Origin of the sequence: Leucothrix arctica (assembly GCF_003172895.1) — a bacterium.
GTDB classification, from domain to species: domain Bacteria; phylum Pseudomonadota; class Gammaproteobacteria; order Thiotrichales; family Thiotrichaceae; genus Leucothrix; species Leucothrix arctica.
The window spans coordinates 30873-53801 of the sequence record NZ_QGKL01000009.1; the positions used below are offsets into that span (position 1 = coordinate 30873).

The following is a 22929-nucleotide window of genomic DNA, read 5'->3' on the forward strand; positions in this document are numbered from 1 at the left end:
ATGAGACCTCGCTTTATTAACCACCGCATGTTCATGGTGCTAGTGCACTTACGCAATAGTTTGCTATATGCGCAGACATGGTTCTACCGAAACTATTACGGTATGGATATCGCTAAAGACGTGCGTATTTCGTTGAAGGCTAGACTTGATAAGACCAACCCTAAAGGTTTGTCTATCGGTGAAAAGACCATGGTGACCTTTGATGCGATTATTTTATCGCACGACTATGCATCACGTCGTCATCTTGCCAAAACAAGAATCGGCACACATTGCTTTATCGGTTGTGGCTCTATCATTATGCCAAACATTACTATTGGTGATCACTGCATCGTTGCAGCAGGAAGCGTCGTCACAAAAGACGTTCCTTCAAATAGCATTGTTGCTGGCAACCCCGCTAAAGTGATTAAAAGCGGTATCAAGACTATTGAATATGGAATGTTAGAAGAATGAGTAACGTTGATATTATTCTCGTTTCATACAACACCGCTGAATATACAGTGCGTGCTATTGAATCGGTGTTTGAGCAGACTAAAGAAACAGATGTTAATTTAATCGTTGTTGATAATGCATCTACAGATAACTCGGTTGCGCTAATCCAAGCGTCATTTCCAGACGTTGAAGTTATTCAGACGGGGAAAAACCTAGGTTTTGCGGGAGGTGTCAACGTAGGTGCTAAGGCTGGATCGGCTGAGTATGTATTATTACTTAACCCTGACACCGTTATTTTAGATGGCGCAGTCGATAAGTTAGTCGCATTTGCTGAAGATAACATAAAGTCAGGTATTTGGGGTGGTGTCACTTTAAACAATGACATGAGCTTAAACCCAAATAATGCACGCGCTAGAATTAGCTTTAGCACCCTACTCTTTAGTGCTACTGGCCTAAGCAAAATCTTTAAAAGTAGCTGTTATTTCAACCATGATAATTATGGTTGTTGGGACAGAAAGTCTGATAAAGACGTTGATGTCATTACCGGCTGCTTCTTTTTAACACCTAGAGCCCTTTGGGAATCGTTAGAAGGCCTTGACGAAACATTTTTCATGTACGCCGAAGAAGCTGATTACTGCATTAGAGCGATGAAGCTTGGCTATCAGCCGCGCGTTTCAGCAGACGCTAAAATCATCCATCACGGTGGTGTCAGCGAAGTAAATTTGTCTGGAAAGATGATCAAGCTGCTTAAAGGTAAATCACAATTTATCAAAAAACACGAGCCAACTTGGAAGCAGCCTATTTTCAAAGGCCTTCTTCTTGCTCATGTATTTAATAAGTATATTTCTAGCAGCCTAATATCTTTAGTAAAAAAAGAAAAACTAGCAGTACGAGATGAGTGGCGTACCATTTTTCAACAACGCAAAGATTGGTTGGCGGGGTATCAATAAATGGCAACTGTAATCGTACCGGCTCATAATGAAGAATCAGTGATTGAGAATTGCTTAAATAGCATTATCAATCAAGCAGAGGTCGACCATATTATTGTAGCTTGTAATGGCTGCACTGATGGTACCGCTGCACTAGTGCAAGAAAAATTCCCAACGGTTCACTGCTTAGACATTACAACACCGTCTAAAGTAAACGCACTTAATGAAGCGGAAACTTATGCCCGAGAGTTAGGCGTAACATTTCCCATCTTTTATTTAGATGCTGATACCCAGATTAGTGAAAACTGTATCCCTAACGTAAATCGTTACTTGGAGACTAGTGAAACGTTACTCGCAGCACCAACACCAATAATAGACACGTCTCACTCTTCATGGCTTGTGAAAGCTTACTATCGAGTGTGGACTGACTTGCCTTACATCAAAGAAGGCGTCATTGCGACATGCAGTTACATCATCACTGAAGAAGGCAGAAAGCGCTTTGATACATTTCCTGATGTAATCAATGATGATGGTTTCATTCGTTGTAACTTTTGGAATAAAGAAATTAGCAATGTGCCTGACGCAGAAATTTATATTCGTGCACCGCGTGATATTTATTCTTTAATCAAGATCAAAACACGTGCTCGCTTAGGTAATATGCAACTAGAAGCTACTAAGCAAGCAAAGATAAAAGAAGCCAAAAATTATGGCAGCGTGATGAAAAAGAAACTGCTTAGCTCATCGTTCTTTGACACGTTGATCTACATCAGTATCGCTAGCTTGATAAGACTTCGATCAAAAAAGCAATTTAAGCAGTTAAAAACATACCGTTGGGAAAAAGATTTGTCCTCACGTGATGCATGATTGCTATACAATGTGTATGTATACAACAAAAAGAAATAGTAGATAAATATTGAACCGTTATTGGCTTAAGCACCCCTTATAGATTAGCCAATCACAGAACCCCAGAGGACTACCGTGGACGATAGAAGAATAAGCTCGGAGCTCGTGTACCGCTTAGTTGATATCTTAGTTATTTTGCTCCCTCTAACAGTGGGTGCATTCTATACGCACTTTTATAATGTTCAGGGATACTTAGTAGCAGGTCTTTCAGCAGTTGTGCTCTTTGGTTTGTATGGCCGTTTCACCGAAATTTATACCTCTTGGGGTGGACGCCCGTTAAGGGATGAGGCCGCACGTATTGTTGTCGCATGGCTCTTAACCTTCCTTTCGATGGTATTTATCGCATTCATCTCAAAGACAAGTGAGCAATTCTCACGTGTCGTTTTACTTGCATGGTTACTAATCACCCCCGTGGTATTAATTACTGCACGTTTGATATTGAGACAAGTCTTTTCACACCTGAAACGTCTGGGTATGAATAACCGTTCTGTTGCTATCGTCGGTATGACAGAGAATGGCTTACGATTCGCTAAAGACTTAGAAAACAACCCTGACTTTGGTTACCGTATTGCTGGTTTTTATGACGAGCGTCAAAGTGAAAACCCAAGTGACTTCGGTGGTTACTCTAACTTGGGTAACTATGAAGAAATGATCAAGTCAGCTAGAAGCGGTGAATGGGATCAAATTTACTTTGCCCTTCCTGTTGAAGCAAAACAACGTATGCATGCCCTGCTTGATGAATTATCAGATAGTGCGACACCTATACGTTTGCTACCTGATTACTTCACAACAAACCTACTACATAGTAAGTTTATTGAAATAGCTGAAACACCTGTTCTCTGTATTTATGACTCACCATTTTCTTCAGACCATGCCTTTGTGAAACGCATGGAAGATATAATTTTTGGTAGTGTCATTCTTACGCTAATTTCACCTGTTCTATTGGGTATCGGCCTTGCCGTAAAATTAAGTTCGAAAGGTCCGGTACTTTTCAAACAAACCCGTTATGGATTAAAAGGTGAGAAAATCTTAGTTTGGAAGTTTCGAACTATGACGGTATGCGAAGATGGCGACGATGTTCGTCAAGCACAGAAAAACGATGACCGTTTCACACCAATTGGTCGCTTTCTACGTCGCACATCATTAGACGAACTACCGCAGTTCATTAATGTTCTACAAGGCAGAATGTCTATTGTTGGCCCTCGCCCACATGCGGTAGCCCACAATGAACAATACCGCTCTTTAATACCTGGTTATATGCTTCGCCACATGATTAAGCCGGGTATCACAGGTTGGGCACAGATCAACGGTTGGCGTGGTGAAACTAACACCATCTATAAAATGAAAAAGCGTGTTGAGTTTGATTTAGAGTACATGCGTGAATGGAGCTTATCTTTAGATTTGAAGATTATCTTCCTAACAATCACTCGCTCTTTCATAGACAAGAACGCTTACTAATAACTGTCATTTCGAGCCTACCAGTTTGCAATTAAATCAGATCACATTTACACGGTTCATCGCAGCGTTAACCGTGGTATTTTTTCATTATGGCGCGACAGCATTCCCAGCATCACTTTCTTGGTTACATGAGAGTGTTACAGCCGGACCTATTGCTGTTAACTACTTTTATGTTCTATCTGGATTTATAATGGCGATTGCCTATTACCAGATACAACCAGAGAAACCATTAAATAAGCGTCGTTATTGGATTGCTCGTTTTGCGCGGATCTACCCAGTTTATCTACTAGCATTACTGTTGATGGCTGCTGCCTCTTCAAAAGAGCTATTAGAAAACCCGCTTAACTTTCCATTACACTTAGCAATGCTACAAGCTTGGATTCCAGGCTACCCGATGAGCTTAAATAACCCAGGGTGGTCTTTATCTGTAGAAGCATTTTTCTACTTGAGCTTCCCCTTTTTATTAGCACTCATTTATAAAACTGGTGTGAAGTACCTTGCGGTGATCTGTGTTGTTATTTGGCTAATCACTCAATTTGTACTAATTACTAGCATTAACAGCGATGCCTATACGGGTAAAAGTCTTTTACATGACTTTGTTTACTACCACCCACTGATGCACTTCAACGCTTTTATTGCCGGCCTTTTGTGTGGTGTATTATTTAAACGAAATGCTGCAACACTAAAGCCAACGAATACGTTTTTACTGATTGCCTCGCTAGTACTCATTATCGTTTTACTAGAAACGAGACCAATGCTAGAAAGCCTGCTAGGTATCAAGCTAGCGTATACAAACGGCCTGATAGCACCTGCATTTTTACTTTTTATTTGGTTATTAGCAGCGACAAAAGGTTGTGTACAAAAAGCACTATGTCATCCTTTACTCATTTTGTTAGGAGAGGCTAGTTTCTCTTTGTACATCCTACAGAAACCAGTGTTTGGACTTTATAATAAATTGATTGAACCGCGCGTGGGATTAAGCGATATAGCAGACTTTTATAGCACTTTAACCGTGCTGATAATTGTCTCTATTTTATCCTACAAATTATTTGAAAGTCCGTTGAGGACCATAATCAATAAAAAACTATCTTAACGGAATGTAGAATAATAAAATTTCCTATAATTTCAACAAGATAAGATAATTACCTAGCATTGTACAAGCCTCAACTAATTGCTATTATTAGCCGATATTTTTTGATGTGTTTAAATGATATTGACCACTCAAATCACTGATAAACCCAGTTAATTACAGCTCTAAAGATGGCTTATCTAGTGTAAAGGCTTCTTTATCGTACAGTCTTTGTAATGAAGCAAGAAACAATTGAAAATCGCATTATATTAAAGTTTGGATGCTTCTTAAGAAGCATCACGCTCCACAACCCCTATTATTTAACAAGATGACAAAATACTTATGAGTATTGACAGTAACCAGCGACTACCATCTAGAGTGCCAAACAACCAACCGTTAAACGGCCAGGTTGCACCACACCCAAGTACTATCTACCCGGAAGAGTTGCTTGCACCTTCGAATGGTTTGAACTTGAAAGATTTTATCGGGATTCTTTCTCGCCGCAAATGGCTGGTTGCAATAACGGTTTTGTTAACACTGCTTGCAGTAATACTGATCACTTTAATGATTAAACCAGTATATCGTGCAAACTCAACGATACAGATCGAGAGAAATGCTGCGGGCTTAAGCAGTACTAACGGTATGTTTCAAAGTGTTGAATCACGTAGTGATAAAGATTTTCATGAGACTCAAAGACAACTGATTCAGAGCAAGACGCTAGCGCGTAGAGTTATCAATCAGTTAGGTTTAGATGCTAAAGACACTTCATTTGGCGTAATTGCTAGCATTAAGGGTGCACTTGGAGCATCTCAAGAAAACCAAAGCAGTAAAGAAAGAACAGAAGCTTTGTTTTTGGACAACTTAACCGTTCAACCTGTGAGTAACTCTCAGCTAGTACAAATCAATTATGACTCTACAGACCCTAAATTAGCGGCTGATATTGCAAATGCAATTTCGAAAACGTTTGTAAGAATGAACCTTGAAAAAAGATTCAATGTTGCAACTTTTTCAAAAGAGTTTTTAACAGAACAAACACAAGAAGTTCGAGCAACACTTGAGCGTTCAGAACAAGCTCTGAATGCCTATGCTCGTGAGTATGGAATTGTTCAGGACAGTGAAGGTGAAAACACCGATACCCAATCACTTAAGTCGTTGAGCCAAGAACTTGTCTCAGCACAAAGAGACCGTATTCAAGCACAAGCATTATTAGCTCAGGCTGAAGGTACAGACAGCCAAGACCCATCAACTATCGCTATTCTGTCAAAAGACCCTAAGATGCAAGACAAGGGAACACAATTACTACAACTTGTTGCTGAGCGTAATGCCCTGATTAAGAAGTCCTCATCAGGCACAAGTCGTGCTATTCGTCGACTAGAGTCACAAGTAACACGCCTAAGAGCAGAAATTAACGCTCATGCAAGTACTGTCATTGCCACCCTACGAGTTGAAGCGGAGTCAGCTAATAAGCGCCAAGAGCTAATCAAGACTCAGCTAACAGCCCTTAAGAACACTGCAATTACTACTGCAGGTGATAGCATTCGATACAACACATTAAAACGTGAAGTTGAATCAAACCGTACCATCTACAAAGAACTACTACAGCAATATAAGAATGCAAAAGTTAATGGTGAAAATGGCACTAACAACATCACTATCATTGATAAGGCGGGTGTTCCTTACGAAAAGTATAAACCTCGCCTACGCAACAATTTAGCGTTTGGTCTTTTACTAGGCTTAATGCTTGGTATGGGTGCTGCTTTCCTTCGTGAGTTTATGGATGACACACTTAAGAGCTCTGATGAGCTTGAGCGAATTACAGGTCTTCCTGTACTTGGCTTGCTACCTAACATAAAAAATCAGTCTGATGACCAAGTTGCTTTACTTGCACATATGGAGCCTCGCTCTCCTTTAGCAGAAGCTATACGCTCATTACGCACTAGTCTAAAGTTCTCAACACAGTATGGCGCGCCACGTGTAACGTTTATTACTAGTTCAAATCCTTCAGAAGGCAAAAGCAGCATTGCATTAAATCTTGCAACTGCTTATGCACAAGTCGGTGGAAAGGTTCTTCTAATTGATGCAGATCTTCGTAACCCTAGCCTTCATCACCTATTGAAACTAGATAACCTAGAAGGTCTAACGAACTACTTAGCTGGCGCAGGTGAAGCTGAAAACATCAGCCGTCCATGCCTAATTAAGCAGCTAAGAGTAATTACATCTGGCCCTATTCCGCCTGACCCAGTTGAATTACTTTCAGGTAAGCGTATGCAAGCACTCCTAGATGCTTCAACAGAAGAGTTTGATCACATCATCATTGATGGCCCTCCTGTGATTGGTCTAGCTGATGCGTTAGTTCTATCTAACTTAGCTGATGCGACTATATTATCTGTTCAAGCGGGTAAAACACGTAAAGCATCACTGCTAGCAACACTGAAAAGACTTGAAAGAACAAGCGGTAATATCATTGGTACGTTATTATCACGCGTTGATCAGTCTAGTAATCCTGAGTACAGTGAAGACAGTTATTATACATATACTAATAGTACTAAATATAACAACAGCAACTCTTGACCAGCTATAAGGTGATCTAACTATGAAAAAGTCAGCGATCCAATTTGCACTTTATCTCCATGCTCACCCTCATACAGGTCTTGAGCAGTGGAAATTAATGAGGGCTTTGCCACAAGGCATGTCCGAGTTACTTCAGGTAACGTCATCAAGTAAAAAGCGACAAGCACTCGCTGACACCTCTGGTATAGAAGATAGCGTTATGCGGGAAGCTTTACATAGCTTCCTGCGACTAGTACTAGCTGATCACAATACAAGCCCCTATAGAGGCTTGGCTACTCGTGAACAAGCCAGCTTAGAAACATGTAAAAAACATAAGAAATTACTGCGTAATATTTTCCACCCTGACCGTTTTCCAGATGAATACTGTCATGAAGTAATGCAGCAAGTTCAACACTCTTATGACCAGATAGAAGGACTTCAGAAAATTAAACCTATTGAAACACAATCAGATTCTGAGTCATCACAGATCTCTAGAAAAGAGTCCTATCGGACATCAAAGCCAGATTTTGTGATCGACCACGCTCCAAGATATAGCAGTAGTTACAACAAGCCTTACGAAAAAAAGCAAATTAACTACGTATTAGTAGCGGGTGTTGCTGGTATTGCTCTATTAGGTGTTTTGATAATGCTTGTTGTGCCGTCAGGTCCACAGTCTATTGTTCGCCAAAATGTTGTTAGCATTTCTAATGATTCACCTACGCAAACAGAACAATTTACTTTGGCTTCAAGCGTTAGTAGTAAATTTCCAAGTCAATCAGTAGAACCGTCTGATGATGCCCAAGCATCAAGAATTCAAGCATTATTAAATGAATTTGAGCTAGCACTAGAAGGCGACCTAATTGCTGAACTTAAAGCTAGCAATATAGCATCCCAATCGTCTAAGCAGATAATTGATTTGTTTTTATCAGCAAAAAATAAGAAAGTTTTTTTACATGATTTTTCATGGAAAGCTACACCTAGTGGCTTTTATGGCGAGGGAGAATTCCTAACACGCTTTGAATTTCATGACCGTCAGCAATGGATTACACGTCGTGGAAAAAGCTCAATTACATTATCAGATGAGAACTCAAAACTTCTTATCAAACAATTCCACTTCGAAGATAACTTACACTAAAAATACACATGCCCTCTTCTGATACAACAAATGTACTTCGATTAAGTGAAGTATCATCAGTAGAACTTAAATCACTACTTGAAAAGTATGACTTACAACTCATCATCTCACCCCTTAACGAAGCTATCCCAGGTAGCTTCTGGGGTGATGAGGAAGCTGGCTTAATTCACAACAAGGTTTACGCTAGACTCGACACCCCTATCCACTCTATCTTTCACGAAAGCTGTCACTTTATCTGCATGACCCAAGCTCGCAGAGAACAACTCCACACTAATGCAGGAGGCACTCAAGATGAAGAAAATGCAGTGTGCTATCTTCAGCTATTACTTTGCAACGAAATAGGCGCTATAACCGCAGAGAAGATGATGGGAGACATGGATACTTGGGGGTATAACTTTATGCTAGGTTCTTGCAGGGCTTGGTTCGAACAAGATGCAAAAGATTCTAGCCAATGGCTAATCGACCATAAGATCATCTCAAACGATGAAACTCCAACATACCTGTTAAGGCAATAAAAAGCCGACCTAATAATTTCTCACTAAGCCGGCCTCGGATGTATCTTGTACTCAATAAAGCTAAACTTTTAAAGCCTTATCGCCTCTAGCAATACCTATACTGCCTGAACGAACGACTTCTATGATGTCTTGCTCACGCATTGACTCAATAAAAGCATCCAACTTATCGCTCTGGCCAGTCACTTCGATAGTAAATATATTTTTACTCAGATCGACAATCTTGCCACGAAAAATATCAGTAACCTGTTGAATTGAAGCAACACCTTCAGCATTCTTAGATTCAACTTTAACAAACATCAGCTCACGCGAAACATGCTTACAATCAGATAGATCAAGAACCTTAACTACTTCAATCAACTTATTAAGCTGCTTTATAACCTGATCAATAACCTGCTGACTACCAGTCGTCACCAACGTTAACCTTGAAAGCGTATCGTCATCTGTTGGGGCAACAGAAAGAGACTCAATGTTATAGCCTCTCGCTGAAAACAAACCCACTACACGAGATAAAGCGCCAGACTCGTTTTCCATTAATACCGAGATTATGTGTCGCATAGAGTTATACCAGAATCATTTCATTTTGCCCTGCACCAGCAGGAATCATTGGATAGACATTTTCTTCAGGATTCGTAATAAAGTCCAAGAAGTATAGACGCTGCTTATTCTCAGTAGCCTCCTTCAATGCTCCCTCTACATCTGCAGGATCTTTGATCTGAAGACCAATGTGACCATAAGCTTCTGCTAACTTTACGAAGTCAGGTAGCGAGTCCATATAAGACATCGAGTAACGCTTCTGGTAGAAAAACTCCTGCCACTGACGAACCATTCCAAGATAACCGTTATTCAGTGAAATAATATTCAGTGGTAACTGATATTGAAAGCACGTAGCTAATTCTTGAATACACATTTGGATGCTACCATCACCTGTTACACAACCAACGGTTGCATCAGGGTGAGCAATTTGAACACCCATTGCTGCAGGTAAACCAAAGCCCATCGTCCCCAAACCGCCAGAGTTAATCCAACGGTTAGGCTGATCAAACTTATAATATTGTGCCGCCCACATTTGATGCTGGCCTACGTCAGAACAAACATATGCATCGCCCTTAGTAAGCTTCCAAAATGTATCTAGAACATACTGTGGCGTTATAACTTCATCACCTTGCTTATAGGCTAGGCAATCCTGCTTACGCCATTCATTAATGATATCCCACCAAGCTGCATTAGCCGCTGGATCAGGCTTTTGACCGCGACTTTTTAACTCGGCCAATAAGTCAGTCAAGACACGCTTAACATCACCAACGAGGGGAACATCAACTTTTACATTTTTTGATATAGAGGCAGGGTCAATATCAACGTGAATAATTTTAGCGTTAGGGCAGAATTTTTCAATATTTCCGGTGACTCGATCATCAAACCGCGAACCGATAGCAACCACTAAGTCTGCCTTATGCATCGCCATATTAGCTTCATAGGTACCATGCATTCCTAGCATACCCACAAACAATGGATCTGTAGCAGGATAAGCACCAAGACCCATCAAGGTATTGGTTATTGGATAATTTAGCAGCCTTGCTAGCTCTGTAAGCTCTTCTGAGGCTCCAGAAAGGATTACACCACCACCAGTATAAAGAATGGGTGTTTTGGCCGCTAAAAGCACATCAGCAGCAGCACGGATTTGTGTAGGGTTTTCGTGGTAACTTGGATCATAAGAACGAATATTCACCGTCTCAGGATACTCAAAAACACACTTTTCAGCGCCACTAGTTAGATCTTTCGGGATATCAATAAGCACTGGGCCCGGTCGGCCAGTACTTGCGATATGAAAAGCCTTTTTAATTGTTGGCGCCAAATCTTCAATATTCTTAACCAAGAAGTTATGCTTCACGCATGGACGCGTAATACCAATAATATCTACTTCTTGAAACGCATCATTACCAATCATGTCACGAGGAACTTGTCCTGTGAAAACAACAAGTGGTACGGAGTCTAGGTGTGCATCAGCAATACCAGTAACCGCGTTAGTAGCGCCCGGGCCGGAAGTAACAATAGCCACACCTACTTTGTTAGTAGACTTTGCGTATCCTTCCGCAGCATGTATCGCCGCCTGCTCATGACGAACGAGAATATGATTAATCTCGTCTGCCGCTTTATCTAGCTCGTCATATAGGAATAAGACAGCGCCGCCAGGATAACCAAAAATAGTATCCACGCCTTCTGCCTTAAGACTTTCTACGAAAATCTTGGCTCCGGATAATTCCACTTGTTTTCTCCCTATATAAATACAAAACGTTGAGGATTCAATCTCACAATCAAATCCTGCAAAAGAACGACATAATAATATGCTTTAATATTTAAATCATCTCTATTATTGAATACCAATTAAAGAGAGCAATACTGTCGCACCAAATTTCAGACACAAAAAAGCCCTTAGAGCATGACACTCTAAAGGCTTTCTAGACTAAGTAATAAATCACTTAGATTTTAATTGGTGGCTACACCGAGATTCGAACTTGGGACCCCATCATTATGAGTGATGTGCTCTAACCAGCTGAGCTATGTAGCCGTTCTCTCAATCGAGGATGCGTAATATATAGATGCCACATTCCTCTGTCAATACTATTTAGACATTAAATCTAAAATGAACGACATCACCTTCAACCATGATGTAATCCTTACCTTCTAAACGCCACTTTCCTGCTTCTTTAGCTCCTGCTTCACCACTACACGCGATAAAGTCATCATAGCCAACCACTTCAGCACGAATGAAACCACGCTCAAAGTCAGTATGAATACGACCAGCACCATTAGGAGCAGTTGCACCGACATGTACAGTCCAAGCACGAACTTCTTTTTCACCTGCTGTGAAGAAAGTCTGCAAGCTCAGCATTTCATAACCTGCACGAATTACTCGATTCAAGCCAGATTCTTCCAAACCAAGATCTGCCAAAAACTCACGCTGATCTTCTTCTTCAAGCTGAGACAACTCTTCTTCCAAAGCCGCACAAACAACAACAAGCTCTGCACCTTCGCTCTTAGCAAGCTCGGTAACACAGTCAAGTAGAGGGTTATCTTCAAAGCCATCATCATTGACGTTAGCAATATATAACAAAGGCTTGATAGTAATGAGGTGCAATTCTTTCATTAGCACCTTTTCATCATCCGTTAATTCGAATGAACGTGCTGCCAAACCTTCACCTAAGTGCTCATATAAACGCTCAAAAAGCTCTTTTTGCTTCTCTGCATCTTTGTTACCACCAGAGCGAGCATTCTTTGCTGCACGAGCAATAGCCTTCTCAACAGCATCCATATCAGCTAAGGCTAACTCAGTATTGATAATCTCGATATCTGAAAGAGGATCAACCTTATCTTTAACATGAATAATGTCATCATTCTCAAAACAACGTACTACTTGCGCAATAGCATCAGTTTCACGAATGTGTGATAAGAACTTGTTACCAAGACCCTCACCTTTAGAGGCACCCTCAACCAAACCTGCAATATCAACAAATTCCATCGTTGTTGGTATAACACGCTCTTTAGGCTTAACAATTTCAGCTAGCGCATCCAAACGAAGGTCTGGCACTGGCACGATCCCAACATTTGGCTCGATAGTACAAAACGGATAGTTTTCCGCTTGAATACCAGCTTTTGTTAACGCATTAAATAATGTTGATTTTCCAACATTTGGCAAGCCAACAATTCCACACTTAAAACCCATTACCGTATCCTTAACTATTTAGTATGCAGCGTATTCATGGCTTTTTGCATGTCGCCACTAATAATCCGCTCAATTTCATCCGCTGCCGAATCAACACTTCGTTGGATTTCAATTTCATCCCCAACTGAAGGACGTGACAACACATAATCTGCAACTTTATTTGAATCACCGGGGTGTCCAATACCAAGCCTCAAGCGCCAATATTCTTTTCCAATTTGTGCATGCAAATCACGAAGACCGTTATGTCCACCATGTCCACCACCCGACTTGAGTCGAACAATGCCTGGTTCAAGATCTAATTCATCGTGAGCAATTAATACCTCTGAAGGAAGTATTTTGAAGAAGGATGACAGCTGCTTGACTGATAAGCCACTGCGATTCATAAATGTTGATGGTTTAAGTAGCCAGACAGTTGCGCCTGCTATATTAACCTTACAACATTCTCCAGAAAACCGACTTTCGGTTTTGAAGATACCAGAATAGCGTCGTGCGAGCTCGTCAACAAACCAAAACCCGGCATTGTGCCGGGTTTTGTCGTACTTAATACCAGGATTACCCAGACCAGCGATCAGTTTAATGGCTGAACCAGTCATAATTAGGCGCCTGTTAAAAATTACTTAGTGATTGTAGCAATAGCCAAATCATGATCTTCACCATGTGCTAGCTGAACTGACTCAACGCCTTCTGGTAGAGACAAGTCAGAGATGTGAATTGACTCACCTAACTTCAATGCTTCTACGTCAACTTCAACGAACTCAGGAATGTTGCCCGGTAGGCAATTCACTTCTAGGTTCATCATAGCTTTAGTTACTTTACCGCCATCCTGCTTAACACCGTAGCAAGCTTCTTCATTAACGAAGTGAAGCTGTACAACAACACTAATCTTCTCTTTTGCATTGATGCGAACTAAATCAGCATGCAAAACGACTGGACGTGCTGGGTGACGCTGAAGGTCACGCAGAATTACTTTTTCAGTAGTACCATCAAGGTTTAGATCGATGATTGAAGAGTAGAACTGCTCTTCCTGCAAGTTACGCACTAGCTGGTTCTCCGCTAAGCTTACAGAAACAGGCTCGCCTGCTCCACCGTAAACGATCGCAGGAATTTTACCTGTGCGACGTAGGCGGCGGCTCGCACCTTTGCCTGAATCTGTACGCAGTACAGCATCTAATTTATATTGAGTAGCCATGGAAACTCCAAGGAAAATGACCTTAAGTGGTCAGGGTAATAAAAAGCCGTTAGGTTCGCGACCAAACATTAACAGCCTACAAAAAATTATTCTTCACCAAACAAGTCACTAACTGACTGGTCTAGATTAATATGCAACATCGTATCTGCTAATACCTGAGCAACAGAAAGCTGGCGAATCTTACTGCACTGCTTCGCTTCATCAGATAAAGGAATCGAGTTACTAACAACCACTTCGTCTATTTCAGAGTTTGTGATGTTATTAACAGCTGGACCAGAGAATACTGCGTGACTTGCATAGGCAACCACTTTAACCGCACCCTTCTCTTTCAATGCTGTTGCTGCATGACAAAGCGTACCAGCGGTATCTACTAAGTCATCAATAAGAACGCATGTCTTACCTGCAACATCACCAATAATATTCATTACTGCTGATACATTTGGTTCTGGACGACGCTTATCAATAATCGCTAAATCAACATCACCAATAGATTTAGACAGCGCACGAGCACGAACAACACCACCAACATCTGGTGATACAACCATTAGGTTTTCATAGTTCTTACTTAGGATGTCTTGGCGCATTACACCAGAGGCATAAATATTATCAACCGGAAGGTCGAAGAAGCCTTGAATTTGATCAGAGTGCAAGTCGATGGTTAAAACACGATCAACGTGACTTGTAGAGAGCATGTCTGCAACTAACTTAGCAGAGATAGGTACACGGCGAGAGCGAACACGACGATCTTGTCTTGCATAACCATAGTATGGAATTACTGCAGTAATTCGCCCTGCTGAAGCGCGATATAGAGCATCTACCATTATCAGTAGCTCCATAAGACTATCGTTCGTTGGGGCACATGTTGGCTGGATTACAAAGACATCTTGACCGCGAACATTTTCTAGGATTTCAGCATGTACTTCACCGTCACTAAAGCGACTCAAAGTCATACGACCGAGTGGAACACCAACACACTCAGAAACTTCTTGCGCCAGTTCAGGATTCGCATTACCTGCGAAAATCATCATCCTGTTGATTTCGGACATGATTACTCTCTTTTCAAAATGACAAAAGCCTGCTCAAGGCAGACTTTTAATCAGAAAATATGGTTGGGTCGGTAGGGTTCGAACCTACGAATGCCGAGATCAAAACCCGGTGCCTTACCACTTGGCGACGACCCAATAGTGAAACTAATTTCTTTCTGCGTTTAGCTTCAACGCTTCCAAGAGCGGGGAATTATTCACTGCTTTAGCAACAAATGCAACCCATTTTCTTGGTACTTGCTGCATTACTGCAACAGCCTGTTGTTTACTCTCGAAACTGGCGAATATGCAACTACCGGTTCCTGTCATTCTAGCGGTAGAAAATTTGCTTAGCCACTTGAGTGAATCTTCAACTTCAGGATACTCTTTTCTTACTACAGATTCGAAGACGTTTTCGTTGTCTGCCGTAGGAAAGATGCGCATTCTAAGGACAGTCCTATTTCTTGTCAACAGTTTTGACGAAAAAAGTTTTGTAGTAGAAATAAACACGTTTGGATGTATCACCACGTACCATTTTTCAGGCAACGCTAGAGGGGTTAAATCTTCCCCTATACCTTCCGCCCAAGCACTAACACCTTTCACAAAGACAGGCACGTCGGCACCAAGGGTACGAGCAATAGATAAAAGTTCTTGCTCAGGAAGATTGCACTCCCACAATTGATTTAAGCCCAACAAAGTGGTCGCCGCATCAGAACTACCACCACCTATACCACCACCTATGGGTAAAACTTTGCGAACACCAAGGTCTGCCCCATACTGAGTACCAGTATAAGCCTGAAGCGCCCTAGCTGCCTTCACAATTAGATCATCTTCAGGCTCAACGCTAGCCAAACCTTCTACTCTATTGACCACACCATCAGGTCTACGCTTTAAAGTGACCTCATCTGAGTAATCTAGTAACTGAAATATAGTTTGAAGATTGTGATAGCCGTCATCTCTAACGCCAGTTATATGGAGAAAAAGATTCAGCTTTGCAGGCGCAGGCAGGTGCCAAGTAGTATCTAACGTACTTGCCATTTCTTTGCCAAGATCCGCACATTAACTTTATCTTGTTGACGGCTGATATTAACTTTCCCCGGCAACGCAGCAAAATCACCATCTTGATACTGAGAATAATCAATAACCCAACCTTCTTGAGTGATCTGAGTCGGGCGCCCAGCAGCATCAAGCTTAACCTTACCTAACGCATATTGTGGCGCCATGACACCTCTAACCCAATACGGCATACCATTTACTGGCATTTTAACGCGCATTTGATCTTCTAGTAGTCGTTCAGCATCAGCACCTTGATGAACTTTACCCTGAGCCTTTAAAACAGCTTTACCAGGACTTTGCTCTAGCTGAGCGAGCACTGTGCCAGTGATAGGGTTTTTAATTTGTAGCACGTATTGCTGCTTATTTTTTTGTAACCAGTTAAGACCAAACGTCCAACCATCACCATTAAATTTTAATGCTGCTCTACCTGTCATATCCCAAGATTGCATAGCCCCCATCTTTAACTGACGGCGCTCCCATGGACTTAGGGTCGGTGTAGTAGTTTGAGGTTTCGAAACTGCCACAATTGCTTCTGGAGCAATTGATTTCTGTGCAGAACAGGCAGCTATAGATAAGCCCACCGTAGCAATCAATGCTAGCGACTTAAATTGTTTCATGGGTATTCCTTCCTTGGTTATTTTATCTATTCGTTGTGTTGTTATTATATATCTATAATCTTTTTCTTAATGGACTTTAACTGCTCATCATTTGGATACTGCTCCATTGCACGAGCTAATAACGCAATCGCTTCCTTTCTCTGTCCCTGAGTAATAAGCACCTCAATCAGGTGTGTTGCGATTTCTGGATTGTCGGTTTTCTCATAAGCACTCATCAATAAAGCGACGGCATCATTGATTTTACCTTGTTTGAAGTATAACCACCCTAAACTGTCAAGAATAATCGCATCATTTGGTCGAAGCTCATAAGCCTTCAGTATATAAGCAGACGCATCATCTAAACGTTCAGTTTCTTCAAGCAACATATAACCTAAAGTATTAAAGGCATCAGCATCTGAAGGATTTCGTTCGATCATATCAATCAGTAGCTTTTCTGCTAGAGCGACCTCACCAACCACTTGGGCAGTCATCGCATACTGGTAATTCATGCGTCCATTATTACTATCTAACTGGTGAGCACGACGGTATGCATTAAGCGCACCTTTATCATCCTTATAACGAGCTCTTAGTCTTGCTTCTAAGCGCCAATACAGGAATTTTTGCTCATCTGAGTCAACTTTATTACGAGTTTCTGATAACCAACTCGTTGCTATATCTAAACTGTACTGTTCTACCAATAACTCAGAAATTCGCTGTTGCGCACTACTAAAGTAGTTACCACCCCCTACTTTACTATATTCACGAATCGCTTCATCCATCTCATTGCGACTTTCGTGGATCTCAGCAAGATAATGATGCGCGACACTCGCATAAACTACATTTTCTGCTAATGTTTTTGCATAGACTTCCGCTTGCGCAAATTGCCCTTGCGCTAAGCGCAAACCCACTAAAGATTTAAGTACTTCGAGATTTGTCGGTGTATTGACATATACAGCCTGTAATTGCGCTGTGGCACCTAACTCATCATCATTAAGCATCAATAGCCTTGCATACTCTAAACGAGTCATATCGTCTACATTAGGCCTATCAACCAACTGACGCATGATGCCTATCGAGCCTTCAATATCACCCTGCTTGTGAAGTACCTTACTACGCAAAATCAATAAGGACTCTTGCTCTTCTGTGGTTAACTCACCACTCAAGCTATTTAAACGACTAAGTGCAGACTCTGCTCCATGTTGCTTCAATGCTAAGCTTGCCAACTTTAACTGTGCCGCAGGAGAGTTATTATAAGATTTCACATACGCTTCAAAGGCATTAAAAGCCTGCTCTTTGTGAGACTCTAATGAGATTAACGAAGTAATAAATGATAGACCATCATGCCCTGCATCAGTAATGCGCTGATCAATGACAGATAACTCTGCAGCAGCATTTTCAAACTGGTCACTACGCAATAACAACAACGCAAGATACTGTCGAGCTTCAACTTGATCTTCACTTAGACTAACCCAGTGACGAGCATTAGCCACTGCAATTTCCAAATACTCAGTCTGGGCAGCCGTTTCCGTCGCAATTTTAGCTAGACCTATATCGGTACTACCCTGCAATATCTTTTCATAATGTAACGTCGCCGTTGCGTCATCGCCTTCTAGACGATACATCTCAGCTGCTAAGGTGTGGTACATTTTTTCATCAGGATGAACTGACGAAGCCATAGGACTAGAAGCCTTTTCAGCAACGACGCTAGTATCTACCAATGGTAGGTCGGTATCTTGGCAACCTGTGGCCGTTAGCGTTATGCCAGCGGTCATAAATATGGATAAGCATCGTACCAACAATTGTCTTTGCATGAATATCACTATCAAATAGTCCAATGTATTATTATTTAATTACGTTCATTTCTACCGTAAAGCCTCCAATAAAACCAGCACGTTTGAATGAAGTGATCAAAAAAGCTGCTAACTGGAAGCTTATTATTCACTACCACTGATCACATTGCCCAGTTTTTGGCCTCCTTATTTATTCTTTTATCTATCTATGCTCGCATTACTGAAAGTCTTCTTGTAATCCTAAGGCAGCTGTCAGAGAATCTACTCTCCTGATTGTTCGAAAGAAATTCTCTTCTGTATGTCAATTACTGTCATTGGTATTAACCACAAAACTGCACCCGTCTCAATTCGCGAGAAAGTTGCGTTCTCTGATCAGCAGTTACACGACACACTTGATGACAATTCATCACTTATTGATGAAAAAGTTATACTTTCTACCTGTAATCGTACCGAGATCTATGCAAACGTGGATGACAATACATCTGCTGAAGCACTGACTAACTGGTACATACAGCAGCATAACTTTAACGAAGAAGACCTCAAACCGTATATCTATCAGCTATCTGGACAAGAAGCCGTACAGCATGCATTCCGTGTCGCGAGTGGCCTTGACTCAATGGTATTGGGCGAACCTCAAATATTAGGGCAACTTAAAACAGCACTGAGAGTTGCAACTGAACATAAAGCTACCGGTGGTAAACTAAACCGCCTCATGCAGCACGCATTTTCTACGGCGAAAAAAGTACGAACCGATACCGACATCGGCTCTAACCCAGTTTCTGTCGCTTATGCGGCAGTCAGCCTAGCACGACAAATTTTTGGTGACTTAAGCAATCAGACTGCACTGCTTATTGGTGCAGGTGAAACGATAGAACTGGTTGGTCGACACCTGAAAGGCGCTGGTATTAAGCATATTATTATTGCCAATCGAAGCAAAGAGAACGCTAAAGCACTGGGCGATGCACTTGATGCCGAAGTTATTGATATACCCAGCATCAGCACTCATCTTGAGTTAGCAGACATTGTAATTTCCTCAACTGCCGCCCCTATTCCTATTATCGGTAAAGGAAGCGTTGAAAATGCACTCAAAAAACGTAAACACCGCCCTATTTTCATGGTGGATATCGCTGTACCGAGAGATATCGAGGCTGAAGTTGGAGATCTCAACGACATCTACCTTTATACCGTCGACGATCTTCAGTCTGTTGTTGATCAAAATATTGACTCTCGACGACGTGCAGCTGAAGTTGCTGAAACCCTTGTTAGCCAAGAAACAGACACATTTATGGGGTGGCTTAACGCTCAACATCAAATTGAGCGAGTTAAGCAGTACCGCAATAAATTAGAAGACTTTAAGCAGGAAACGCTTGCTAAAGCACAGAAGCAACTCAGAAATGGTAAAACTCCTGAGGAAGCGCTACAATTTCTGGCTCACACCTTAACCAATAAAATTGGCCACATCCCTACCCAGACCATGAATCACGCGGCTCATGCCGGTGACTTAGACACGCTACAAGCTGCTGTCAAAATACTTGGACTGGAAAGCGATCCCAAAGAATCAAAAGAAGATCATTAGTGAAACCATCAATTCTGCTCAAACTTGAAAACCTTAGTGAACGCTATGAAGAAATTGCCGTTCTGCTTTCTGAAAACGAAATCATTAGTGATCAAAACCAATTTCGTAAGCTCTCTATGGAGTACAGCCAACTAGAGCCTGTCGTAAATGAGCACAAACGTTATCTAGTGGCGACTGAAAACAAAGAAACCGCACTAGAAATGCTTGATGATCCCGAAATTAAAGAGCTTGCTCAAGAAGAGCTTAAAGATGCGGATAAAGAATTAGCTGCACTAGAAGTCAGTTTACAAGTGTTATTACTCCCTAAAGATCCAAATGATGATAGCAACATCTTCCTTGAGGTACGAGCAGGTACTGGTGGAGATGAAGCGGCAATATTCGCTGGTGATCTGTTCAGAATGTATTCGCGTTATGCAGAAGTTCGCGGCTGGCAGGTTGAGGTTATTAGCCAAAACATTGGTGAACATGGTGGTTACAAAGAAGCAGTATTACGAATTATTGGTAATGGTGCTTATTCTCGACTGAAGTTTGAGTCAGGCGCTCACCGCGTTCAGCGCGTCCCTGAGACTGAGTCACAAGGTCGAGTACACACATCAGCTGCGACTGTTGCGATCATGCCTGAAATTGATGCTGTTAAAGCTCAAGAAATTAAAAGCTCTGATATCCGTGTTGATACCTTCCGTGCCTCTGGTGCTGGTGGGCAGCATGTTAATAAGACTGACTCGGCGATTCGTATCACTCACCTACCTACTGGAACTGTTGTCGAATGTCAGGATGAGCGTTCACAGCATAAAAACCGTGCGCGTGCGATGTCATTACTTCAGTCTAGAATTCTTGAAGCTGAAAGACAGGTTCAACATAACGAGCAAGCAGAAGCACGCCGTAGCTTAGTTGGTAGTGGTGATCGCTCAGAAAGAATTAGAACTTACAACTACCCACAAAGTCGCGTGACTGACCATCGCATCAACTTAACACTTTATAAGTTGGATGAAGTTATTGCTGGCGGCCTAGATTCCATTATTGATCCGATCATCAGTGAGCATCAAGCTGACTTATTAGCAGCTATGGCAGAACAAGGTTAATTCAGTGCGAATTGATACTACATTAAAGGATGCAACTGCCCTTCTTGAAACTCATACATCGAGCCCTAGATTAGATGCAGAAATTCTCTTATCCCATTTTCTAGATAAGAATCGCAGCTATTTATTCGCATGGCCTGAGGTAGAACTTACAGAAAAACAACGACAAGACTTCAATCAGGCTTTAGTCAAACGAAAGGACCAATACCCTGTTGCTTACCTTACAGGCTACCAAGAATTTTGGTCTTTAATGTTTGCAGTGAATGAATCAGTACTCATCCCAAGAGCTGATACTGAGCTTTTAGTAGAGACCGCTTTAGAAAAACTAGCACCTATAAGTAATCCTCGTATTTTAGAGCTAGGCACAGGCTCTGGTGCAATTGCACTGTCACTTGCGTCAGAAAGACCTGATAGCGAGATCGTTGCAACCGACTTATCTTCTGATGCTTTGATTGTCGCACAGCACAATAAAGAAGCACTAAAAATCACCAACGTCAGTTTTTTACAATCTGACTGGTTTAATCAAATAGACCAAACTGATTTCGACCTAATCATTAGTAACCCACCTTATATTGATCCTCAAGATCGGCATATGCAAACGGGAATACGCTTTGAACCCTTAAGCGCTTTATGCGCCGAAGATAAAGGGTTAGCCGATTTGGCAACGATTACTAACAAAGCCTCAAAGTACTTAAAAACGAATGGATGGCTAATGCTAGAACATGGTTATGATCAAGGTGATATAACTACTGAGGGACTAAAAAAGGCAGGCTACAAAAATGCAACCTGCCTTAAAGATCTACCTGGTAATGACCGCATAACTATCGGTCAATTGACCAAATCTTAGTGACTTGTTAGTTCCAGCACTCATCTCGTGCTGCAGTACTTGTCCAAGCAGTATCAGATGAACTTCTCGCTTGCTTAGCCCCCGTATTAGACAATCGGAACCCATTAGCACATGCGGTATCTTGAGACTGAGAAGCAGTTGAAACAACCAGCGCTTCAACAATATAACTCACGCAAGGTGTGACACTATCGCCACTACACGTGGTAGTACCATCTGCGCCATAACCCTGCACCGAAGCTGTATAAAGCCCAGTTTCTGTTGTAACTGTTGCTCCAGTAAAACCAAGCCCGCCAGTACCGTTTGTAGCGACCGCATAACTTAAGTTTTGAACATAGTAACTTTCTTGTAGTTGCGCCAAGCGAAGCACTTCCGCTTTGGCTTCAGTGCGTTTGGTTTTTTGAACGTATTTCATATATGACGGCACAGTAATTGCGCTCAAAATACCCAGTATTGCTACAGTGATCATTAATTCGATCAGTGAAAATCCTTTATTTTTATTATTCACTATTTCACTCTCTATTATTTATAATTTTTTAGTTCACTAATACGTAAATTACGCTACCGAGCCGAGTTTAATGGTGGCACGTAAATAGCAACACCTGAGAGATGCTCTTTCTTTGCACCCGTTCCTTTGAGTCTTGATTCCGCCTCAATCTTATATAACTGACACGTGACTCCACCTGCAGAAGCCGTTGAGTTCGTAGACATTGCAACGCCAGTAGAAACAGAACAGGCAATATAATCAGTGAAACTAACCGTAGCGGTAGAACTTAAACTACCGCCACTCACTGCTTCATTGGGTAAGTCAGCGGCAGGAACAGCTTTGCTTTTACTAGGTAAAGTAAGTGCAGCTTCGTTCACATAGTTCATATTGGTCACCTTGCTCAGTGTCGACTCAGCACCTTGATAGACCAACATAGTGGCTAAGCTATTACCCGAAACCATTGTATTAGTGCTTGAAACCCTCACTGAGCTGACACTAACTATCGTCAACACTAATAAAATCCCTAACGCCCAAAGTAACACCACACCCTGCTGTTTTTTTCGTGATACGTATCTCATCTT

Annotated in this window: 22 protein-coding genes and 2 tRNA genes; 11 read left to right on the forward strand and 13 right to left on the reverse strand. The window is 41.6% G+C overall.

What is annotated here, in order from left to right:
* The 8 genes from DKT75_RS22455 to DKT75_RS01770 all read left to right on the forward strand — a co-directional run bounded on the left by DKT75_RS22455 (nucleotide 1) and on the right by DKT75_RS01770 (nucleotide 8988).
* A complete protein-coding gene (locus tag DKT75_RS22455; RefSeq protein WP_109821717.1) occupies nucleotides 1–450 on the forward strand; it encodes an acyltransferase in 450 nt (149 codons plus the stop codon).
* A complete protein-coding gene (locus DKT75_RS01740) occupies nucleotides 447–1379 on the forward strand; it encodes a glycosyltransferase family 2 protein (protein WP_109821718.1) in 933 nt (310 codons plus the stop codon). Before DKT75_RS22455 ends, DKT75_RS01740 begins: the two co-directional genes overlap by 4 nt.
* A complete protein-coding gene (locus DKT75_RS01745) occupies nucleotides 1380–2222 on the forward strand; it encodes a glycosyltransferase family 2 protein (protein ID WP_109821719.1) in 843 nt (280 codons plus the stop codon). It begins immediately after the preceding gene.
* 114 nt (nucleotides 2223–2336) lie between these two features.
* Nucleotides 2337–3719, forward strand: coding sequence for an undecaprenyl-phosphate glucose phosphotransferase (locus DKT75_RS01750; protein WP_109821720.1), 1383 nt, complete (start codon nucleotides 2337–2339; stop codon nucleotides 3717–3719).
* A gap of 25 nt (nucleotides 3720–3744) precedes the next feature.
* Complete coding sequence (locus DKT75_RS01755; protein WP_109821721.1) at nucleotides 3745–4812, forward strand: acyltransferase family protein; 1068 nt, start codon at nucleotides 3745–3747, stop codon at nucleotides 4810–4812.
* Nucleotides 4813–5130: 318 nt separating this feature from the next.
* Entirely contained in the window at nucleotides 5131–7359 is a 2229-nt protein-coding gene (locus tag DKT75_RS01760; protein ID WP_109821722.1) for a GumC family protein, read from the forward strand.
* Nucleotides 7360–7381: 22 nt separating this feature from the next.
* The gene (locus DKT75_RS01765; RefSeq protein WP_109821723.1) at nucleotides 7382–8473 is read left to right on the forward strand and encodes a hypothetical protein; all 1092 of its coding nucleotides are present in this window, start codon (nucleotides 7382–7384) and stop codon (nucleotides 8471–8473) included.
* An 8-nt stretch (nucleotides 8474–8481) separates the two neighbouring features.
* A complete protein-coding gene (locus tag DKT75_RS01770) occupies nucleotides 8482–8988 on the forward strand; it encodes a hypothetical protein (RefSeq protein WP_109821724.1) in 507 nt (168 codons plus the stop codon).
* A 60-nt stretch (nucleotides 8989–9048) separates the two neighbouring features.
* Here the strand turns inward: DKT75_RS01770 and ilvN are convergent, their stop codons facing one another.
* The 11 genes from ilvN to DKT75_RS01825 all read right to left on the reverse strand — a co-directional run bounded on the left by ilvN (nucleotide 9049) and on the right by DKT75_RS01825 (nucleotide 18383).
* Entirely contained in the window at nucleotides 9049–9543 is a 495-nt protein-coding gene (gene ilvN / locus DKT75_RS01775) for an acetolactate synthase small subunit (protein WP_109821725.1), read from the reverse strand.
* A 4-nt stretch (nucleotides 9544–9547) separates the two neighbouring features.
* A complete protein-coding gene (gene ilvB, locus DKT75_RS01780; protein ID WP_109821726.1) occupies nucleotides 9548–11251 on the reverse strand; it encodes a biosynthetic-type acetolactate synthase large subunit in 1704 nt (567 codons plus the stop codon).
* A gap of 226 nt (nucleotides 11252–11477) precedes the next feature.
* A tRNA-Met gene (locus DKT75_RS01785) sits at nucleotides 11478–11554 on the reverse strand.
* Between the two features lie 57 nt (nucleotides 11555–11611).
* Nucleotides 11612–12709: a redox-regulated ATPase YchF gene (gene ychF, locus DKT75_RS01790; protein WP_109821727.1), complete on the reverse strand. Its 1098-nt coding sequence runs from the start codon at nucleotides 12707–12709 to the stop codon at nucleotides 11612–11614.
* A 14-nt stretch (nucleotides 12710–12723) separates the two neighbouring features.
* Nucleotides 12724–13302, reverse strand: coding sequence for an aminoacyl-tRNA hydrolase (gene pth, locus DKT75_RS01795; protein ID WP_109821728.1), 579 nt, complete (start codon nucleotides 13300–13302; stop codon nucleotides 12724–12726).
* A gap of 20 nt (nucleotides 13303–13322) precedes the next feature.
* Nucleotides 13323–13898, reverse strand: coding sequence for a 50S ribosomal protein L25/general stress protein Ctc (locus DKT75_RS01800; RefSeq protein WP_109821729.1), 576 nt, complete (start codon nucleotides 13896–13898; stop codon nucleotides 13323–13325).
* Nucleotides 13899–13984: 86 nt separating this feature from the next.
* Nucleotides 13985–14944, reverse strand: a complete 960-nt coding sequence (locus tag DKT75_RS01805; protein ID WP_425451386.1) for a ribose-phosphate pyrophosphokinase — start codon at nucleotides 14942–14944, stop codon at nucleotides 13985–13987.
* A gap of 60 nt (nucleotides 14945–15004) precedes the next feature.
* Nucleotides 15005–15079, reverse strand: a tRNA-Gln gene (locus DKT75_RS01810).
* Nucleotides 15080–15088: 9 nt separating this feature from the next.
* Nucleotides 15089–15958: a 4-(cytidine 5'-diphospho)-2-C-methyl-D-erythritol kinase gene (ispE, locus tag DKT75_RS01815; RefSeq protein WP_109821730.1), complete on the reverse strand. Its 870-nt coding sequence runs from the start codon at nucleotides 15956–15958 to the stop codon at nucleotides 15089–15091.
* Nucleotides 15943–16593: a lipoprotein insertase outer membrane protein LolB gene (lolB, locus tag DKT75_RS01820; RefSeq protein ID WP_109821731.1), complete on the reverse strand. Its 651-nt coding sequence runs from the start codon at nucleotides 16591–16593 to the stop codon at nucleotides 15943–15945. The genes ispE and lolB overlap by 16 nt, the downstream gene beginning before the upstream one ends.
* A gap of 44 nt (nucleotides 16594–16637) precedes the next feature.
* The gene (locus DKT75_RS01825; RefSeq protein ID WP_109821732.1) at nucleotides 16638–18383 is read right to left on the reverse strand and encodes a tetratricopeptide repeat protein; all 1746 of its coding nucleotides are present in this window, start codon (nucleotides 18381–18383) and stop codon (nucleotides 16638–16640) included.
* A gap of 277 nt (nucleotides 18384–18660) precedes the next feature.
* Here DKT75_RS01825 and hemA point away from each other — a divergent pair, with 277 nt between their 5' ends.
* From hemA to prmC, 3 genes are read left to right on the forward strand one after another with little or no spacing between them, the layout of a single operon-like run.
* Complete coding sequence (gene hemA, locus DKT75_RS01830) at nucleotides 18661–19938, forward strand: glutamyl-tRNA reductase (protein ID WP_109821733.1); 1278 nt, start codon at nucleotides 18661–18663, stop codon at nucleotides 19936–19938.
* A complete protein-coding gene (gene prfA, locus DKT75_RS01835) occupies nucleotides 19938–21020 on the forward strand; it encodes a peptide chain release factor 1 (protein WP_109821734.1) in 1083 nt (360 codons plus the stop codon). The genes hemA and prfA overlap by 1 nt, the downstream gene beginning before the upstream one ends.
* 4 nt (nucleotides 21021–21024) lie before the next feature.
* On the forward strand, nucleotides 21025–21864 hold the full coding sequence (prmC, locus tag DKT75_RS01840; protein WP_109821735.1) for a peptide chain release factor N(5)-glutamine methyltransferase: 840 nt from the start codon (nucleotides 21025–21027) through the stop codon (nucleotides 21862–21864).
* A gap of 7 nt (nucleotides 21865–21871) precedes the next feature.
* Here prmC and DKT75_RS01845 read toward each other — a convergent pair whose 3' ends face one another.
* Nucleotides 21872–22369 (reverse strand): type IV pilin protein, encoded by a 498-nt coding sequence (locus DKT75_RS01845; RefSeq protein WP_109821736.1) that lies wholly within the window; start codon nucleotides 22367–22369, stop codon nucleotides 21872–21874.
* 53 nt (nucleotides 22370–22422) lie between these two features.
* On the reverse strand, nucleotides 22423–22926 hold the full coding sequence (locus DKT75_RS01850; protein WP_109821737.1) for a hypothetical protein: 504 nt from the start codon (nucleotides 22924–22926) through the stop codon (nucleotides 22423–22425).
* Nucleotides 22927–22929 lie beyond the last annotated feature (3 nt).

Coding starts and splice junctions, on each gene's coding strand:
- DKT75_RS22455 (WP_109821717.1), top strand. CDS start 1: ATGAGACCTCGCTTTATTAACCACCGCATGTTCATGGTGCTAGTGCAC.
- DKT75_RS01740 (WP_109821718.1), top strand. CDS start 447: ATGAGTAACGTTGATATTATTCTCGTTTCATACAACACCGCTGAATAT.
- DKT75_RS01745 (WP_109821719.1), top strand. CDS start 1,380: ATGGCAACTGTAATCGTACCGGCTCATAATGAAGAATCAGTGATTGAG.
- DKT75_RS01760 (WP_109821722.1), top strand. CDS start 5,131: ATGAGTATTGACAGTAACCAGCGACTACCATCTAGAGTGCCAAACAAC.
- DKT75_RS01765 (WP_109821723.1), top strand. CDS start 7,382: ATGAAAAAGTCAGCGATCCAATTTGCACTTTATCTCCATGCTCACCCT.
- DKT75_RS01770 (WP_109821724.1), top strand. CDS start 8,482: ATGCCCTCTTCTGATACAACAAATGTACTTCGATTAAGTGAAGTATCA.
- ilvN (WP_109821725.1), bottom strand. CDS start 9,543: ATGCGACACATAATCTCGGTATTAATGGAAAACGAGTCTGGCGCTTTA.
- ychF (WP_109821727.1), bottom strand. CDS start 12,709: ATGGGTTTTAAGTGTGGAATTGTTGGCTTGCCAAATGTTGGAAAATCA.
- pth (WP_109821728.1), bottom strand. CDS start 13,302: ATGACTGGTTCAGCCATTAAACTGATCGCTGGTCTGGGTAATCCTGGT.
- DKT75_RS01800 (WP_109821729.1), bottom strand. CDS start 13,898: ATGGCTACTCAATATAAATTAGATGCTGTACTGCGTACAGATTCAGGC.
- DKT75_RS01805 (WP_425451386.1), bottom strand. CDS start 14,944: ATGTCCGAAATCAACAGGATGATGATTTTCGCAGGTAATGCGAATCCT.
- ispE (WP_109821730.1), bottom strand. CDS start 15,958: ATGGCAAGTACGTTAGATACTACTTGGCACCTGCCTGCGCCTGCAAAG.
- lolB (WP_109821731.1), bottom strand. CDS start 16,593: ATGAAACAATTTAAGTCGCTAGCATTGATTGCTACGGTGGGCTTATCT.
- DKT75_RS01825 (WP_109821732.1), bottom strand. CDS start 18,383: ATGCAAAGACAATTGTTGGTACGATGCTTATCCATATTTATGACCGCT.
- hemA (WP_109821733.1), top strand. CDS start 18,661: ATGTCAATTACTGTCATTGGTATTAACCACAAAACTGCACCCGTCTCA.
- DKT75_RS01850 (WP_109821737.1), bottom strand. CDS start 22,926: ATGAGATACGTATCACGAAAAAAACAGCAGGGTGTGGTGTTACTTTGG.